This is a genomic window from Neomegalonema sp., assembly GCF_028688855.1.
GTDB lineage: Bacteria > Pseudomonadota > Alphaproteobacteria > Rhodobacterales > Rhodobacteraceae > Neomegalonema.
In genome coordinates this window covers 69558-86804 of record NZ_JAQTXI010000012.1, presented here as the reverse complement: position 1 = coordinate 86804, position 17247 = coordinate 69558, and the positions used below count along the sequence as shown (strand labels likewise).

17 protein-coding genes and 1 pseudogene are annotated in these 17247 nt (G+C 70.1%); 15 read left to right on the top strand and 3 right to left on the bottom strand.

Annotated features, from left to right (window positions below; all coding sequences use genetic code 11):
* Positions 1-95: 95 nt before the first annotated feature.
* From PHN62_RS10730 to PHN62_RS10720, 3 genes are all read right to left on the bottom strand, one after another.
* Entirely contained in the window at positions 96-1256 is a 1161-nt protein-coding gene (locus PHN62_RS10730; RefSeq protein WP_300150220.1) for an ABC transporter substrate-binding protein, read from the bottom strand.
* Between the two features lie 171 nt (positions 1257-1427).
* On the bottom strand, positions 1428-2345 hold the full coding sequence (locus tag PHN62_RS10725) for a LysR substrate-binding domain-containing protein (RefSeq protein WP_300150218.1): 918 nt from the start codon (positions 2343-2345) through the stop codon (positions 1428-1430).
* A gap of 38 nt (positions 2346-2383) precedes the next feature.
* Positions 2384-3031, bottom strand: a complete 648-nt coding sequence (locus tag PHN62_RS10720) for a hypothetical protein (RefSeq protein WP_300150216.1) — start codon at positions 3029-3031, stop codon at positions 2384-2386.
* Positions 3032-3221: 190 nt separating this feature from the next.
* Here PHN62_RS10720 and mutS point away from each other — a divergent pair, with 190 nt between their 5' ends.
* From mutS to PHN62_RS10645, 15 genes and pseudogenes are all read left to right on the top strand, one after another.
* Positions 3222-5882, top strand: a complete 2661-nt coding sequence (gene mutS / locus PHN62_RS10715) for a DNA mismatch repair protein MutS (RefSeq protein ID WP_300150215.1) — start codon at positions 3222-3224, stop codon at positions 5880-5882.
* An 86-nt stretch (positions 5883-5968) separates the two neighbouring features.
* The gene (locus PHN62_RS10710) at positions 5969-6526 is read left to right on the top strand and encodes a hypothetical protein (protein ID WP_300150212.1); all 558 of its coding nucleotides are present in this window, start codon (positions 5969-5971) and stop codon (positions 6524-6526) included.
* The gene (locus PHN62_RS10705) at positions 6516-7244 is read left to right on the top strand and encodes a TlyA family RNA methyltransferase (RefSeq protein WP_300150209.1); all 729 of its coding nucleotides are present in this window, start codon (positions 6516-6518) and stop codon (positions 7242-7244) included. The genes PHN62_RS10710 and PHN62_RS10705 overlap by 11 nt, the downstream gene beginning before the upstream one ends.
* On the top strand, positions 7244-7606 hold the full coding sequence (locus PHN62_RS10700) for a hypothetical protein (RefSeq protein WP_300150207.1): 363 nt from the start codon (positions 7244-7246) through the stop codon (positions 7604-7606). The genes PHN62_RS10705 and PHN62_RS10700 overlap by 1 nt, the downstream gene beginning before the upstream one ends.
* Positions 7603-7959, top strand: coding sequence for a hypothetical protein (locus PHN62_RS10695; RefSeq protein WP_300150204.1), 357 nt, complete (start codon positions 7603-7605; stop codon positions 7957-7959). The genes PHN62_RS10700 and PHN62_RS10695 overlap by 4 nt, the downstream gene beginning before the upstream one ends.
* 6 nt (positions 7960-7965) lie before the next feature.
* On the top strand, positions 7966-8355 hold the full coding sequence (gene crcB / locus PHN62_RS10690) for a fluoride efflux transporter CrcB (RefSeq protein WP_300150202.1): 390 nt from the start codon (positions 7966-7968) through the stop codon (positions 8353-8355).
* A gap of 4 nt (positions 8356-8359) precedes the next feature.
* The gene (locus PHN62_RS10685; RefSeq protein WP_300150199.1) at positions 8360-9601 is read left to right on the top strand and encodes a hypothetical protein; all 1242 of its coding nucleotides are present in this window, start codon (positions 8360-8362) and stop codon (positions 9599-9601) included.
* Between the two features lie 154 nt (positions 9602-9755).
* A complete protein-coding gene (locus PHN62_RS10680) occupies positions 9756-10784 on the top strand; it encodes an RluA family pseudouridine synthase (protein WP_300150196.1) in 1029 nt (342 codons plus the stop codon).
* Between the two features lie 102 nt (positions 10785-10886).
* Positions 10887-11795, top strand: a complete 909-nt coding sequence (locus tag PHN62_RS10675) for a metallophosphoesterase (RefSeq protein ID WP_300150194.1) — start codon at positions 10887-10889, stop codon at positions 11793-11795.
* A 157-nt stretch (positions 11796-11952) separates the two neighbouring features.
* Positions 11953-12249: pseudogene (gene rplU, locus PHN62_RS10670) on the top strand (50S ribosomal protein L21); the annotation flags it as partial.
* 58 nt (positions 12250-12307) lie between these two features.
* Entirely contained in the window at positions 12308-12577 is a 270-nt protein-coding gene (gene rpmA, locus PHN62_RS10665; protein WP_300150188.1) for a 50S ribosomal protein L27, read from the top strand.
* A 78-nt stretch (positions 12578-12655) separates the two neighbouring features.
* The gene (locus PHN62_RS10660; RefSeq protein WP_300150185.1) at positions 12656-13738 is read left to right on the top strand and encodes a GNAT family N-acetyltransferase; all 1083 of its coding nucleotides are present in this window, start codon (positions 12656-12658) and stop codon (positions 13736-13738) included.
* Positions 13735-14772, top strand: a complete 1038-nt coding sequence (obgE, locus tag PHN62_RS10655) for a GTPase ObgE (protein WP_300150182.1) — start codon at positions 13735-13737, stop codon at positions 14770-14772. Before PHN62_RS10660 ends, obgE begins: the two co-directional genes overlap by 4 nt.
* On the top strand, positions 14757-15932 hold the full coding sequence (proB, locus tag PHN62_RS10650) for a glutamate 5-kinase (protein WP_300150179.1): 1176 nt from the start codon (positions 14757-14759) through the stop codon (positions 15930-15932). The genes obgE and proB overlap by 16 nt, the downstream gene beginning before the upstream one ends.
* Positions 15929-17233: a glutamate-5-semialdehyde dehydrogenase gene (locus PHN62_RS10645; RefSeq protein ID WP_300150176.1), complete on the top strand. Its 1305-nt coding sequence runs from the start codon at positions 15929-15931 to the stop codon at positions 17231-17233. Before proB ends, PHN62_RS10645 begins: the two co-directional genes overlap by 4 nt.
* The last annotated feature ends 14 nt before the right edge of the window (positions 17234-17247 follow it).

Below are 17247 nucleotides of genomic sequence, written 5' to 3'. Positions count from 1 at the left end.
CTTCCTGCGCCGGAGGCGGCGCAGGGCGGCTGTTCAGAAATCCCGGAAAGCAGGCGCTCCCCCGGCGTCAGGGTCCGGAGGAGCGCCTGTCGGGCTCAGCGTCCGCCGATCACGGCGATGTAGTCGGAAACCCAGCGGTAATAGGGCACGCATTCGCCCTGGCTGGCGCATTGGGTGATCGGGGTCTGCCAGAAGCGGACCTTCTCGAAGTCGTTGGAGCCGTTCTGCGCGCAGACCTCGGCGGTGAGCATGCCGCTGCCGTCGGTGCAGGCGGCGGGCACCGAGGGATTCGCGCCGAACCACAGCGAGAGATCGCTTTGCAGATTGGAGTTCAGCGAATGCTCCAGCCATTTGTAGGCGCAATTGGGATTGGCGGCCTCGGCGTGCATCATGCTGGTGTCGGCCCAGCCCGTGACGCCCTCCTGCGGGAAGGTCGAGGCGATGGGGGCGCCGTCGCCCTTGAGGAGGTTCACCTGAAACGGCCAGGAGCCCGAAGCCACGACGCCTTCGTTCTTGAAGTCGTCGATCTGGATGAAGGCGTCGTGCCAGTAGCGGCTGGCGAGCTTGCGCTGACCGCGCAGCAGATCCAGAGCGGCGGCGTATTGCTCGTCGTTCAGCTCGTAGGGGCTGACGATGCCCAGCTCCGGCTTGTGGAACATCAGATATTGCGCGGCGTCGGCGATGTGGATCGGGCCGTCGTAGGCCTGGACGCGGCCGACGTTGCTCTTGCCGTCGGGGAGGTTCTGCTCCTCGAAGACCACGTTCCAGGAGGTCGGGGCCTCGGGAAAGACGTCGGTGTTGTAGGCGAGGACGTTCGGACCCCAGACGTAGGGCACGCCGTAATGCACGCCCTCGACGGTGTGCCAGGGCGCGTCCTTCAGGCGGTCGTCGAGCTTCGACCAGCTCGGGATGAGGTCGATGTTGATCGGCTGGACGCGCTTGCCCGCGATCAGGCGGCGCGAGGCGTCGCCGGAGGCTGTCACGAGGTCGAAGCCGCCCTCGTTCATCAGCGCGACCATCTCGTCGGAGGTGTTGGCGGTCTTGACGCTGACCTTGCAGCCGGTGGCCTCTTCGAAGCCGGTGACCCAGTCGAATTTGGGGTCGGTCTCGCCGCGCTCCAGGAAGCCGGCCCAGGCGACGACGTTCAGACGCCCCTCGCCCTCGCCGACTTCAGTCTTCAGGGCCTGGGCGCAGGCGGCGCCCACGAAGCCCGCCGAAAGCGCCAGAACGGCGCAGGTCGCCAGAGAACGGATCATGCGAACTCCTCCAGGAATGAGCGGCCGCTCTTGTTCGTCGCGCCTGTCGCGGGGAGGGGGCGGCTTCGGATCTGGGCTTCAGCCTGCGGCCGATATGCGTCCAGCGCAAACCCATTAAACAGAAATGTCATATCGGAATTTCCGATGTCTCCCGATTCGCGCCGAAAGGACTCAGGATCTCGAACGGGCGAAGCTCTGGCTCTGGGCCAGGGCCACGAAGGCCCGCGCGGCGGGGCTCAGCCGCGAGCCGCGCCGCCAGACCATCCCCACCTCGACGGGCGGCGGGGCTCCGGCGACGTCGCGGGCCTCGATGCGGTCGCCTTCGAGGGACCAGGGCCGATAGACCAGATTCGGCAGGATCGCCACCCCCGCCCCCGTCGCCACGAGGCTGCGCGCCGCCTCGACGCTGCGCGTGCGGAAGGCCACCCGGGGCCGCAGCCCCTGAGCCCGCAGCAAGGCCCCCGCCGTCTCCTCGATCTCGTCGATGGCGAGCATCACGAAGGGCTCGCGGGCGGCGGCGGCCAGCTCCACGGCGCCCTCCGCCGCCGCGAGGGGATGTCCGCCCGGCAGCCAGAGCCGGTAGGACGAGACTTCGAGGCTTTCGGTCTGCAAGGCCATGCGCTCGCGCAGATTGGAGACCACCATCACCGCGACGTCCAGTTCGCCGCCGATCAGCAGATGCTCCAGATATTCCCCGCCGTCCTCGATGGCCGAGACCGCCACGTTGGGCCAGGCCCGCCGGTAGCGCGCCAGAAGATCCGACAGCACATAGCCCGCCACCAGCGAAGTCGTGCCCAGATGCAGCGTCCCGACGGTCTCGGCGCCGCGCCCCGCCGCGAAGCTGCGGCGCGCGTCGGAGACTCCGGCGAGGATCTGGGTGGCGTGGCGGAGGAAGCGGTGTCCCTGCTGGGTCGGCGAGAGGCCCCGCGCATGGCGCTCGAAGAGCGCGACCCCGAGATCCTGCTCAAGCTCCTGAATCGCCTCGGTGACGGAGGATTGCGAAATCGAGAGGCTCCGCGCCGCGCGGGAGACTCCGCCCTGCTCGGCCACCGCCACGAAATATTGCAATTGCCGCAAGGTGAAGGCCATGGGCTCAGCATAGGCGGCGCGCGGCGGCGGGGAAAGCCTTACGGCGCGGGCGGAGCGGCCTCTCCTTCGCTCAGGACGATCCGGAACATGTCGATTTCAGCCCCGCCCCGACCATCCGTTTCGGGACGGCCGTAGAGGGAGATCGCCATCCAGGGGTCGCCGCCGCGCGGACCCCAGGCCCTCCAGCGATTCGGCGCTTCGCTCGACCAGAAGCCCGGGGCGGAGCCTGAAACCCGCGCCGCGATTCTTTCCGTGAGGAAGCCTTCCGCCCGCGCTTTTTCGTCCAGACGGGCGAGGAAGCCTTCATCCTCCACGACGAGCCGCGCCGGATGCGCCTCCTTCTCCTCCGCCGTCAGCCCCGCGCGCTCGACGCCGCAGATCCTCCGGCCGTCCTCGCCAAGGGTCCAGCGCCCGACATAACGCGGCGAGATCACCTCGACGACTTCGCCCGAAACGGCCCGCGCCGCGACGAAACGAGAGTCCCGGGAGGCGGAGCCGGTCGCCAGCCCCTCGAAAGGCGCGCTCCCCTTGCGAATGGCGGCGAGGCAGCGGTCGAAGATCAGCTCCATGACCAGATCTTCATTCTTCTCCATGGGCTTCTCGACTTCGCCCCCGCTCCCGAAGGAGATCTTGAAGAGGCCATAGACGACGAAGCCGCCGATCAGCCATGCCTTCCACGCGCTCATCCCGCCCCCTCCTCGAAAACCGCGCGACGGCGGCGCAAGGGCGAATCCCTACCTCCGGGAAGCGCCGCGCCGCAAGCCTGTGATTCATCGGAAGCCGGAGGCCGCGAACCCAAAGCCCCGCCCTTTTCGCTTGGGCGATCCTGAGCTTTCGGCTAGCTCTGAGGCCGTTCGTTCAGGAAGGCCCCGCCGCATGACTCGCCCCGTCTCTCCCGCCGCGCCGTTTCGGGATCCCGCCATCGCCTCGCCCGCCATGGCGCAATATCTGGAGCTGAAGGCCGGGCATCCTCATGCGCTGCTCTTCTACCGGATGGGCGATTTCTACGAGATGTTCTTCGAGGACGCCGTGGCGGCCTCGGCGGCGCTGGACATCGCGCTCACCAAACGCGGCAAGCATGGCGACGAGGACATCGCCATGTGCGGCGTGCCGGTGGTTCAGGCGGAGCGCTATCTCCTCGACCTGACGCGCAAGGGCTTCGTGGTGGCCGTCTGCGAGCAGATGGAGGATCCCGCCGAGGCGAAGAAGCGCGGCGCGAAATCGGTCGTGCGCCGCGAGGTGGTGCGGGTCGTCACGCCGGGCACCATCACCGAAGACGCCCTGCTGGAGGCCCGCGCCTCCAACCATCTCGCGGCCTATGTCGAGACCGGAGCAGGCGCGGCCCTCGCCTGGATGGACATCTCGGCGGGCGCGCCCCTCGCCCGCCCGACGCGCCGCCAGAGGCTCGGGGCGGATCTGGCGCGCATCGCCCCGCGCGAGATCCTCATCCCCGAGCGCCTGCTCGACGACGCCGCGCTCATGGAGCTGCTGGAGGAGACCGGCGCCCGCGTCGCGCCTCTGGGCCCGGCCAGCTTCGAGCCGGGTTCGGCCGAGCGCCGCCTGAAGGATCTCTACGGCGTGACCACGCTGGAGGGCTTCGGCGCCTTCGCCCAACCCGAGATTTCGGCGCTCGGGGCTCTGGCGGATTACCTCGTCCTCACCCAGAAGGGCCGGACTCCCGTCCTCGCGCCGCCCCGCCGAGAGGCCGAAAACGCCGCCATGCGGCTCGACGCCGCCACAAGGCGCAATCTGGAGATCCTGACGAACCTCTCGGGCCAGCGCGCCGGGGGGCTCCTCGACGCCGTGGACCGCAGCCGCACCGGCGCCGGAGGCCGCCTGCTCGCGGAGCGGCTCGCGGCGCCCCTGACCGACCCCGCAGCGATCTCCGCCCGTCTGGATGTGGTTTCGACTTTCGTGGAGAACGACGCCCTGCGCGGCGAGGTGCGGAATTACCTCGGGGCGGCGCCGGACATGGCGCGGGCTCTGGCGCGGATCTCGCTGGAGCGCGGCGGCCCGCGCGATCTGGCGGCCTTGCGCGACGGGCTGGAGGCGGCGGCGGTCCTCGCCGACGCCCTGAGCCTCAGCGATCCGCCCGCCGAAATCGCCCGGGCGCGGGCGGCTCTGACCGGACATGAGGCCCTCGCGGAGTTGCTGAAAGGGGCTCTGGGCCCGGATCTGCCCATGGCGGCGCGCGACGGCGGATTCGTCGCGACTCACTGGCGGCCCGAACTGGACCAGCTCCGCCGCCTCGCCGAGGACGCGCGCGGCGTGATGCGCGACCTCGAAGGGCGGCTGAAGGCCGAAACCGGCGTGGCCTCGCTGAAGATCAAGTATAACGGGGTTCTCGGCTATCACATCGAAACCACCTCGACCCATGCGGAGCGCTTCCTCAAGCCGCCGCTCGCGGAGACGTTCATCCACCGCCAGACCAACGCCAACGCCGTGAAGTTCACCACCACGGAGCTTGCGGAGCTCGATTCCAGGATCTCCCGCGCGGGCGCCGAGGCCGTGGCCATGGAGCTGTCGATCTTCGCCGAGCTGAGCGCCGCGGTCCTCGCCGAGGCCCCCCGGATTTCGGCGGCGGCGGCGGCTCTGGCGGAGATCGACGTGGCTGCGGGTCTGGCGGAGCTCGCCCGCGCCGAGGGCTGGACGCGGCCCCTCGTGGACGGCTCCGACGCCTTCGAGATCGAGGCGGGACGTCATCCGGTGGTGGATCAGGCCCTGCGCCGCGAGAACATCCCCTTCGTCGCCAACGGCTGCGACCTGAGCGCGGATCGGCTCTGGCTGGTGCTGGGTCCGAACATGGCGGGCAAATCGACCTTTCTGCGCCAGAACGCCCTGATCGCGCTGCTGGCTCAGGCGGGGAGCTATGTTCCGGCGGCTTCGGCGCGGATCGGGGCGGTGGATCAGCTCTTCAGCCGCATCGGCGCCGCCGACGACCTCGCGCGGGGGCGCTCGACCTTCATGGTGGAGATGGTCGAGACCGCCGCCATCCTGAACCAGGCCGGGCCGAAAGCCCTCGTGATCCTCGACGAGATCGGGCGCGGCACCGCCACCTTCGACGGCCTCTCCATCGCCTGGGCCACGGTGGAGCATCTGCATGCGGTCAACCGCTGCCGGGCGCTCTTCGCGACGCATTATCACGAGCTGGCGGCTCTGGCGAAGAAGCTGGAGGGCGCGAAGACCGTCTCGCTCAAGGTTTCGGAATGGAAGGGCGACCTCGTCTTCCTGCATGAGGTGGCCGAAGGCGCCAGAGGCCGCAGCTACGGCGTCCAGGTGGCGCGCAAGGCGGGGCTTCCGGCGGCGGCCCTCGCCCGCGCGGAGGAGGTTCTCGCGGCGCTCGAAAAGGGCGACGGCGAAGGCGCGAAACGACGCCTCAAGGCTCTGGCGGAGGATCTGCCGCTCTTCGTGGCCGCCGAGGCCGCCCGGCCCCGGACCTCCGCCGTGGAGGAGGCGCTGAAGGGCCTCGACCTGGACGCCCTCAGCCCCCGCGAGGCTCTGGACCAGCTTTACGCGCTGCGGGCGCTGCTCGCCTGAAGCATCCGGGAGACGCCCCGCCGGGAAGCGCGGCGCCCGGCGCATCCGCGCTCGCATGAGGAGCGGGCGCGTGATATGGGAGCGCCATGCGCGAAAATCCGCCCCTCGCCCTCGAAAGCGCCCCGAAGACCGCCCTGGGACTCCTGGGAGATCCGGTCTCCGCGGGTCTGAAATGGCGTTCGCTGACCGAGGCCGAAGCCCGGTCGCGGCGGGATTTCGGCTTGCGCGGATGGCTCGGCGCGGCGGCGGCGCTGAATCTGCTGCTGCTGACGATGCTCGGATTCCTGCTGCTGCGGCTCTGGACCGAGGAGAGCGCTCCGCCCGAACTGATGGGCGAATCCGCGCCCTTCACGACGCTCCGCTGGTATTTCACGCTCTGCGCTCTGGCGCTGCTTCTCTTCCAGGTCGGGGCCTGGACGAAATGGCGCCACGCCCCCGAGGCCGCCGTGGGAGGCCTCGCCTTCATCGCGGGGCTGACCATGGCGCTGGATCTCTGCTGGCCGCCTCATGGCGCGCACTGGAGCGGAATCCTCGCCAATCACGCCGCTTCCTGGGTGGTCTTCGGGCTGATCGGGCTCTGGCTGATGCGCGGACATGGGCCCAACCTCACCTTCAAGCGGCGGATCCGGCGCCATGCGGCTTGACCAGGCTCTGGTCGCGCGGGGCCTGGCGGAAAGCCGCGCCCGGGCTCAGGCCCTGATCCGCGACGGCCTCGCGCGGCTGAACGGCGCGCCCGTCCGCAAGGCCGCTCAGGAGGTCTCGGAAAGCGACGATCTCGCCGTGGAGGCCGGCGGCCTCGTCTGGGTTTCGCGGGGCGCCCTGAAGCTGCTCGCGGCGCTCGACGGCTTCGGCTTCTCGCCGGAGGGCCGGACGATCTATGACCTCGGGGCCTCGACGGGAGGATTCACCGAGGTTCTGCTCGGTCGGGGGGCGCGGCGGGTCTGGGCTCTGGACGTGGGCCACGGGCAATTGCATCCCCGGATCGCCGCCGATCCTCGGGTTTCGGCGCGCGAGGGCTTCAACGTCCGCGAGATGGGGCCGGAGGATCCGCCCGAAGATCCCGAAGCCCTGACGGCGGATCTCTCCTTCATCTCGCTGACCAAGGCTCTGGGGCCTGCTCTGGGGCGGGCGAGGCCGGGGGCCTGGCTGGCGGCTCTGGTCAAGCCGCAGTTCGAGCTCGGGCCGGGGAGGGTCGGCAAGGGCGGGATCCTCAAGGAGGAGGCGGCGGGCGAAGAGGCCCTCGCCCTCGTGGCGGAATTTCTGGAGGCCGAAGGCTGGCGGGTGGTCGGGACCATGGAGAGCCCCATTCCCGGCGGCGACGGCAATCGCGAAAGGCTCCTCGGGGCCGTGAAGGGGGCGTGATGAACGATCCGGCGGCGTCGGGATTGACGATCCTCCTGGGGCTGATCCTCGGGACGGGCCTGGGCGTGACGATCCGGAGGGCGGGCCCGTTCCTCGCAGGAGGCTCCGCCCGCAAGCTCCTCCTCGTCGAATGCGCCGCCCTGTTCCTGCTCGGCCTGATCTTCGGAAGGCTGACCTCTCCGACGCCTCTGCCTTCGGCGCTGACCGCCACGATCTCTGGCGGCGCCATGGGGGCGCTTGTGGTCGGCAAGGGAATCTTTCCCCGCATTCCGCTGCATATTCCTGTCCATCTGGCGGGGTTCATGACGGGCTCGGCGCTGGCCGGAGGATTCGGAGCGCCGCCCTGGTGGATTGGCGGATGACGAGCCTCCCCTCCTGGCTCTGGATGCTGATCGGCGCGTTGCTGGGCGTCGGGACGCGCGCCCTGACGAGCCGCGCGGCCCAGCGGATCGGAGGCGGCGTCTTCGGGCGGCGGGCGGTGCTCGAGATATCCCTCGCCGCGCTGTTCGGCGCGGGAGCAGGCTGGCTGATCATGCGGCCGGAGGATCCCTTCCCGCCTCATGACCTGACGCGATTCGCCGTCCTCGGCTTTCTTGCGGCCTCTCCGGACCTGCGCCGGAAGGATCGGGATCAGGGAGACGCCTTCTTCCTCATGCTCCTGACGCTCGGCGCCCTCTGCGCGGGGTTGGCGGCGGGAGTCTATCTTCTGGGGTGACGCGCCATGGCGAACGGATTGACGGCTTCTTTTCTGGTCGGCGCGGGCGGCGGCCTCGGCGCCATGCTGCGGCTCTGGGCGACGGCGGCGGCGGGGCGGATCTGGCCGGATTTCCCCATGGGAGTCCTGCTGGTCAACATCGCCGGGAGCTTCGCCATGGGGCTCGTCGCGGGCTGGCTGGCGCTGCGCGGAGGCTCGGGCGCCGAGGGCTGGCGGCTCTTCCTCGCCACGGGAGTCCTGGGCGGCTTCACCACCTTCTCCGCCTTTTCGCTCGACTTTCAACGCCTCCTGGCGCAAGAGCGCTGGCTTGGCGCGACGCTCTATGCGGGGCTTTCGGTGGCTCTGGCTCTGGCGGCGCTGGTTCTGGGCTTGTGGCTCACGAAAAAACCCGGATGACATCATGGGACAGGCGGCGGAACGGGCGGCGGAGATCGAAGTCGAGGCGCTCGGAGCGCAGGGCGATGGAATCGCCCGTTCTCCCGAGGGGAAGCTTCTGCATGTCCCCTTCGCGGCCCCCGGCGACCGCCTGAGGCTCGACGCGGCGGGCGAGCCCGTCGAGATCCTCCCGGTCTCGCCCTGGCGCCAGACTCCGCCCTGTCCGCAGTTCGGGCGTTGCGGCGGCTGCTCCGTGCAGCATGTGCAGGATGAGGAGATCGCGCTCTGGAAGGCCGATCTCGTGGAGCGGGCGCTCGGACAGCGCGGAATCGAGGCCGAGATCCTGCCGACGATCACCGTGCCCGCCGCCTCGCGGCGCCGCGCCGCCTTCAGCCTGCTGCGCACCCGCGAAGAGATCACGCTCGGATTCGCCGCGCGGGGCTCGCACGAGATCGTGGACGCCGCCGGATGCCGCATCCTGGCGCCGGACCTCATGGCGGCTTTGCCCAGGCTCCGGCGCATCGCCGAGGTGGGCGCGGCGCGTCAGACCACGGTCCGCATGACCGCAACCGCCTCCCGGGCCGGGCTGGACCTCTCGGTGGAGGGCGGAAAGCCGCTGGACCTCAAGCTGAGGCAGGAGCTGGCCCTCGCCGCCGAGGCGCTGGATCTGGCGCGGCTCGTCTGGGACGGCGAGCCCGTGGCGGCGCGGCGGCCTCCGGTTCAGGACTTCGGCGGAACCCTCGTCGCGCCCGCGCCCGGCGGCTTCCTTCAGGCCGTGGCCGAAGGCGAATCCGCCCTGGCCGCCTTCGTCGTGGAGGCGCTCAAGGGCGTGAAGCGCGCGGCGGACCTCTTCGCCGGAGCGGGCGCCCTGACCTTTCCTCTGGCGCGCTTCGCCAACGTCGAGGCCTTCGAGAGCGAGGCCTCCGCCGTGGAGGCCGGGACTCTCGCCATGCGCCGGGCCCAGGGGCTGAAGTCGGTGAGCTTCACGCGGCGCGACCTCCATCGCCGCCCGCTCATCCCCCATGAGCTGAAGGAGTTCCAGGGGCTGATCCTGGATCCGCCCCGCGCGGGAGCTCAGGCGCAATGCGAGCAGATCGCGCGCTCGAAGGTTCCGCGCGTGGCGATGGTGACGTGCAATCCCGCCAGCTTCGCCCGCGACGCCCGGATCCTCATCGACGGCGGCTACAGGCTGGAGAAGATCCAGCCGGTGGACCAGTTCCGCTGGTCGGCCCATGTCGAGGCTGCGGCGCTTTTCCGCAGATCCTGAAGCCGCGAGCCTTTCCTTCCGGCCTGCGAATCGCTATCTCGCCCCTTCGGAGCGCGATCCGAAAAGCCTGAAAGGCTTTTCGGGGCGAATCGCGCAGTCATAAGAAAACGGGAGCGCTTCGACGCTCTCGGACGCGCAAACTTCAGGAGCGGTCATGTCCGGCGTTCAGATTCTCGAAATCGGCCCCGAAGAGGGCGAGCAGAGGCTCGACCGCTGGCTGAGGCGCAAATTCCCCCAGATCACGCAAGGCGCGGTCGAAAAGCTCCTGCGCACGGGCCAGATCCGGCTCGACGGCGCGCGGGCGAAGTCCAGCGACCGCGTGGAGCCGGGGCAGAAGGTGCGCGTGCCGCCCCTGCCCGACGAACCGGCTCCGCCGCGCGATCCCGCCGAGGGCCTCGACCCCGAGGACGTCAGCGCCGTCCGGGACATGATCATCTACGAGGACAAGTATCTCTTCGCCCTGAACAAGCCGCCGGGACTGGCGACCCAGGGCGGCAGCGGCGTGACGCGCCATCTCGACGGCATGCTGGAGGCCCTGCGCCTGCCCGGCAAGGACAAGCCCAGGCTCGTCCATCGCCTCGACCGCGACACCTCGGGCGTGATTCTCGCGGCGCGGACCTCTCAGGCGGCGGCGCGTCTGGGCGAGCTGTTCTTCAGCCGCGCCACCCGCAAGATCTACTGGGCCGCCGTGGTCGGCCGCCCCGTGCCCGATCACGGAATCATCCGTTACGGGCTGGTCAAGGGCTCGGGCCATGGCCCCAAGGGCGAAGCCGAGAAGATGCGCTGCATCCACCCGAACGAGGTCGACAAGACCGAAGGCGCCAAACGCGCCCGCACCGACTACTTCACCGTCGATTCGGCGGGCAAACGCGCCTCATGGTCGATCCTGCGCCCGGTGACGGGCCGCACCCATCAGCTGCGCGCCCATATGGCGGAGATCGGACATCCCATCGTCGGCGACGGCAAATACGGCGGCTCCTCGGTGGAGGACGGCGCCCAGCTCGGCGGAGAGATCAGCCGCAAGCTGCATCTGCACGCCCGCAGCCTGACCCTGCCCCATCCCATCGAGCCCCGGCGGACCTTGACGATTTCGGCGCCTTTGCCTGATCACATGAGGCGCACATGGGCCTCGCTGGGCTGGAGCCTGCGCGACGCGCCGGAAGACCCCTTCCCGGAGGATTGACCGATTCCCGAAGCCCCCCGCTCCCGCTTCCGCAAGCTGCGCCGGATCCTCTTCGGTCTGGGGGCTTCGGCCTTTCTCTGGTCCTTCCTCGTCGAGCCCCGGATGCTGGAGGTCAATCAGGCCGAAATCCGCATCGAGGGGCTGAAGGCGCCGATCCGGGCTCTGGTCGTGGCCGACACGCAATCGCTGTCGCTGCACTGGTCCGAAAGGCGGCTGGCGGAGAGGCTCAAGCCCATGGTCGAGGCGCAGAAGCCCGACCTGATCCTTCTGCTGGGCGATTACGCCGGGATCAGCCATGGCCCGGCGCAGAAGCTCTACAACGACTGGATGCGCGTGGATCCCGAAGCCGCGGCGCGGATCCTCGGCGGATTGCAGGCGCCTCTGGGCGTCTACGCGATCCTCGGGAATCACGACTGGGCCGAGAACGGCGAGGCCATGGCGGCGGCTCTGGCGGAGGGCGGCGCGCGGGTGCTGCGCAATGAAAGCCTCGAAATCGCGCTTCCCGGCGGCGGAAGGCTGGTCCTCGCCGGCGTGGACGACCCCGTCGGCCCCGAGGGCGCGCGGCCCGACCTCGCCCTGGCCGGAACGGACCCCGCCGCGCCGCTGATCTTCCTGACCCATCGCCCGGACGAAGCCGTGAGGCTGCCGCGTCCGGCCTCGCTGTCGGTGGCGGGCCATACGCATGGCGGGCAGATCTGCCTGCCGATGATCGGTTGCCCGATCACGATGTCGCGCCACGGATTCGTCGCCGGACTCTACGAGACTGCGCAAGGCCCGCTCTACGTCTCGCGGGGGATCGGCACGGCGGCCCTGCCGCTGCGGTTCCTCAATCCGCCCGAGATCGTGGCGCTGACTCTGGTTCCGGCCTCTCCGCCTGGGGCTCCGGCCCCGCCCGCGCCGACGACCCCCGCGCCGCGCCCGGATTCGCCTGAGCTCATCGCGCGGGAGGAGCCGAAGCTCCCGAACCTCCCCTTCGCCGCGACGCGGGTTCCCGAAGCGATGGCGCGTTGACAAGAGGCGCCTGACCGCCCTATATGGCCCCCCTACGCGCGCAGAGCCTTCGCTCGACGCGCGTCGTCATTCCAACGCGCCGCCCGATGGCCCATGTGCAAGTCCGACCTTCCGGGGTCGGCGCCGCAGGGCGCGCCATAATCCTAGCGAGGACGCGATGTTCGCGGTCATCAGAACGGGCGGCAAGCAGTACACCGTCGCCCAGAACGACGTGCTTCGGATCGAGAAGCTCGAAGTCGAAGCCGGCGCCACGATCACCTTCGACGAGGTTCTCGTCGTCGGCGAGGGCGAGAACGTGACCGTGGGCGCCCCCACCGTCGCGGGCGCCACGGTGACCGCCACCGTCATCGACCAGATCCGCGGCGAGAAGGTCATCGCCTTCAAGAAGCGTCGCCGCAAGCACGGCTCGCAGCGCAAGCGCGGCCATCGCCAGTATCTGACCCTCGTGCGCATCGGCGCCATCGCCGGCGCCTGAGCGCCCGCGGTCAACCTGATTTGAAGGAGGCCATTCCATGGCTCAGAAAAAAGCAGGCGGCTCCTCGCGCAACGGTCGCGACTCCGCCGGACGCCGTCTCGGCGTGAAGAAGTTCGGCGGCGAGGCCATCCGTTCGGGCGGCATCATCGTGCGTCAGCGCGGCACCCGCGTCTGGCCGGGCGCCAACGTCGGCCTCGGCAAGGACCACACCCTCTTCGCGACCGTCGACGGCAACGTCCAGTTCCATGAGGGCCGCGGCCGCCGTCAGTTCGTCTCGGTGCTCCCGCCGGCGGAAGCCGCCGAGTAAGACGCCGCCTCATCTCTGGAATTCCCGAAGGGGGCGGTCCGCGAAGACCGCCCCCTTTCGCTTTCGGGACCCGACCTCATGAACCCCGTGCTGCGCACGCCCCGTCTGACGCTCCGGCCCATGACGCCCAAGGACGCGCCGCGACTCGTCGCGCTGGCGGGAGACCCGCGCGTGGCGCGCATGGTCTCGTCCATTCCCCAGCCCTACACGGTCGGGGAGGCGGGGGACTTCATCGCGCGCCATGCGCTCATCCTGGAGGAGGGCGGGCGCGTCTGGGCGATCTGCGATTCGGAAGGCCTGCAAGGCGCCGTCGGGCTGCACGCCGATCCCCTGCGCCGGGCCGAGGCCGAACTCGGCTACTGGCTGGGCTTCGAGGCCTGGGGCCGGGGCTACGCCACGGAGGCGGGCCGGGCGGTCCTGGCGGAGGGCTTCGCGCGGGGCGGCTCGGGCGAGGGCTTCGCGGAGCTGACGTCGGGATATTTCACCGACAACCCCGCTTCGGGAAAGGTGCTGCGCAAGCTCGGCTTCCGGGACAGGGGCGAGATCCGCCCCGTCTTCTGCCGGGCGCGCGGCGAGGAGGTCGACTGCCTGCGGCTGGATCTCGCCGCCGGAGATGCGCCGCCCGCCCCGCCCTTCATCGACACGGCTCGCCTGATCCTCGCGCCCCTGCAGGACGAGGATGCGGCGGAGCTCGCCCGGATCGGCGACGATCCCGGGATCGCCCGCCAGATGGCGAATCTCCCCTCGCCTCTGACCGAGGCGGCGGCTCTGGAGCGCATCCGCGCGAGCCGCTTCCGGGGGGCTCCGGGCTTCCGGCTCGGGCTGCGGCGCAAGGCGGACGGCGCCCTGATCGGCGAATGGGGCGTCGGGCCGAGAAACGCGGCGGGGGCTCCGGACATCTCATGGTGGCTGACCCGCGCGGCCCGGGGCCAGGGCTACGCCCGCGAGGCTTCGGCGGGGCTGCTGGATTATCTCTTCGCCGCGTTCGCGGCTCCGGCGGTCCGGGCGGAGATCCTCCGCACGAACGCGGCTTCGCGGCGGCTTCCGGAGGCTCTGGGATTCAGGGCCTCGGGCGAATATCCTTTGGGCGGCGAAGCCGTCATCATCTATGAACTGACGCGCGCGCTCTGGACGAGTCGGCGCGGGGAGGGCGCGGCGTGAAATTTCTGGATCAGGCGAAGGTCTACATCAAGTCGGGCGACGGCGGAGCGGGCTGCCTCTCCTTCCGGCGCGAGAAGTTCATCGAATTCGGCGGACCCGACGGCGGAGACGGCGGCCGGGGCGGAGACGTCTGGATCGAGGCGGTGGACGGACTGAACACCCTCATCGACTATCGCTATCAGCAGCATTTCAAGGCTCGGGCGGGCGGCCACGGCATGGGCAAGAACCGCACCGGCGCCGGCGCCGCCGACGTGGTGATGAAGGCCCCCGTCGGCACCGAGGTCTACGACTACGAGACCGGCGAGTTTCTGGCCGATCTGGTGGAGGTCGGGCAGAGGGCGCTTCTGGCCGAGGGCGGCAACGGCGGATGGGGCAACGCGCGCTTCGTCACCTCGACCAACCAGTCTCCGCGCCGGACCAATCCGGGTTTGCCGGGGGTGGAGCGCACGATTCTCCTGCGGCTGAAGCTCATCGCCGACGCGGGCCTGACGGGTCTGCCCAACGCCGGGAAATCGACCTTCCTCTCGGCGGTGTCCAACGCGCGGCCCAAGATCGCGGATTATCCCTTCACCACGCTGCATCCGGGCCTCGGAGTCGCGGCGGTGGACGAGCGCGAATTCGTGGTCGCTGATCTGCCCGGACTCATCGAGGGCGCCCATGAAGGCGCGGGGCTCGGAGACCGCTTCCTCGGCCATCTGGAGCGCTGCGCGGTGATCCTCCATCTGCTGGACGGCACCTCCGAGACGCTGGTCGAGGATTACCGCGTCATCGTCAAGGAGCTTGAGGAATACGGCGAGGGCCTGCCGGACAAGCCGCGCCTGCTCGGGCTGAACAAGATCGACGCCCTGACCGAAGCCGAGGTCAAGGAGAAGACCGCCCTCCTGCGCAAGGCGGGCGCGAAGAAGATCCTGCCCCTTTCGGGCGCGACGGGCAAAGGGGTCAAACCCATGCTGCGCGCTCTGCTGAAGGTCGTCGACGAGGCCCGCGCCGTGGAGGCCGCGCCCAAGGAGCCCGCCCCATGGTCGCCCAGTTGATCCGGACCGCCCCGCTCGAAGCCGAAGCGGGCTTCGATCCGGGCGGCTTCTTCCGCTCCGGCAGGCTGATCGTGGTCAAGATCGGCTCGGCGCTGCTGGTGGACAGGTCCGGCGCGCTGCGTCAGGACTGGCTGAAGGGACTCGCCGCCGACGTCGCCGCCCTGCGCGCAGGCGGGGCGCAGGTGGCTCTGGTGTCTTCGGGCTCCATCGCTCTGGGACGCGGGATTCTCGGCCTGGCGAAAGGCCCCCTGCCGCTGGAGCGCGCCCAGGCGGCGGCGGCGGTGGGTCAGATCGGCCTGGCGCGGGCCTATTCCGAGGTGCTGGCGCCCCATGGGATCGTGGCGGCTCAGGTGCTGCTGACGCTCGGCGACACCCATGACCGCCGCCGCTACCTCAACGGACGCTCGACGCTCAAGACCCTGCTCGATCTGGGCGCGGTCCCGATCATCAACGAGAACGACACCGTCGCCACGGATGAAATCCGCTATGGCGACAACGACCGCCTCGCGGCTCAGGCGGCGCTGACGCTTGAGGCGGATCGGCTGATCCTGCTCTCGGACGTGGACGGGCTCTATACGGCCAATCCGAACCTCGACCCGACGGCCCGGCGCCTTCCGGTGATCCGCGAGATCACCCCGGAGATCGCCGCCATGGCCGGAGATCCCGTCTCGGGCGTCAGCAAGGGCGGGATGAAGACCAAGGTCATGGCCGCCCAGACCGCCTTGCAGGGCGGATGCGCCATGGCCATCCTGAAAGGCGACGTCGAGCGCCCCTTGCTGGCTCTGGCCGAGAATCGCGCGCCCTGCTCGTGGTTCCTGCCGACCCACACGCCCCAGAGCGCCCGCAAACGCTGGATCTCGGGGCTCAAGACCGAGGGCGCCTTCATCGTGGACGCTGGCGCGGCGCGGGCTCTGAAGCGGGGCGGCTCGCTGCTTCCGGCGGGGCTCAAGGCGGTGCAGGGCGTCTTCGGACGCGGCGCACCCGTGGCGATTCAGGACGAGGCGGGCGCGCAACTGGGCGTGGCTCTGGCGGCTTACGATTCCGTCGAGGCCCGCAAGGCGGCGGGTCGGCAGTCGGACGAACTGGAATCCATTCTCGGCCACCCCGGCCGGACCGAAATCAGCCATCGGGACGACATGGCGATCTGGAGCGAGTCATGAATCAGGCGATCCCCTCCTCTCAGATCGAATCCTCCGAAGACCCGCAGGCTCTGCGCGCCGCGATGAAGGCCCTCGGCGAGCGCGCCCGCGCCGCCGCGCGTCTGCTGGCCGAGGCGCCTTCCGAGGCCAAGCGCAAGGCTCTGGAGATCGCCGCCGATCTTCTGGAGGCCCGCTCCGCCGAAATCCTCGCCGCCAACGCCGAGGACATGGCCCGCGCCGAAGCGCGGGGCCTTTCGGGCTCCATGCTGGACCGCTTGCTGCTGGACGAGGCCCGGCTCAAGGGCATAGCCAAGGGCCTCCGCGAGGTCGCGGCGACGCCCGATCCCGTGGGCGAGGTCATCGCCGACTGGACGCGCCCCAATGGTCTGCGGATCCGCCGGGTGCGCACGCCCATCGGCGTGATCGGGATCATCTACGAATCGCGCCCCAACGTCACCGCCGACGCGGGGGCGCTCTGCGTGAAGTCGGGCAACGCGGCCATTCTGCGCGGCGGCTCGGAGAGCTTCGCCTCATCCGGCGCGATCCTGGAGGTCATCCGCGAGGGGCTGAAGGCGGCGGGCCTGCCCGAGGACGCCGTCCAGCGCGTGCCCACCCGCGACCGCGCCGCCGTGGGGATTCTGCTCGGCGAGATGGTCGATTACGTGGACGTCATCGTGCCGCGCGGAGGCCGCAGCCTCGTCGAGCGGGTGCAGAAGGAGGCGCGCGTCCCGGTCTTCGCCCATCTCGAAGGGATCTGCCATCTCTACGTCGACGCCTCCGCCGATGAGGCCATGGCCGTCAAGGTGGCGGTCAACGCCAAGATGCGCCGGACGGGAATCTGCGGCTCGGCGGAATGCCTGCTCTTCGACAAGGCCGCGCCCGAGCATGTGGCGCCGGTGGTGGCGGCTCTGGCGGCGGCGGGCTGCGAGATCCGCGGCGACGAAGGCGTGCGGGCTCTGGCGCCCGAGGCGATCCCCGCCTCGCCCGAAGACTACGGCCATGAATTCCTCGACGCGATCATCGCGGCGAAGATGGTGGACGGCGTCGAGGGCGCCATAGAGCATATCCGTCGTTACGGCTCGGGCCACACCGAATCGATCCTGGCCGAGGCGCCCGCTCCCGTGGCGCGTTTCTTCCAAGGCCTCGACAGCGCGATCCTGATGCATAACGCCTCGACCCAGTTCGCCGACGGCGGCGAATTCGGCATGGGCGCCGAGATCGGCATCGCGACGGGCAAGCTCCATGCGCGGGGTCCGGTGGGCGCCGAGCAGCTCACGAGCTTCAAGTATCTCGTGACCGGCGACGGAACGATCCGCTCCTGACCTGAGGCGAAGCC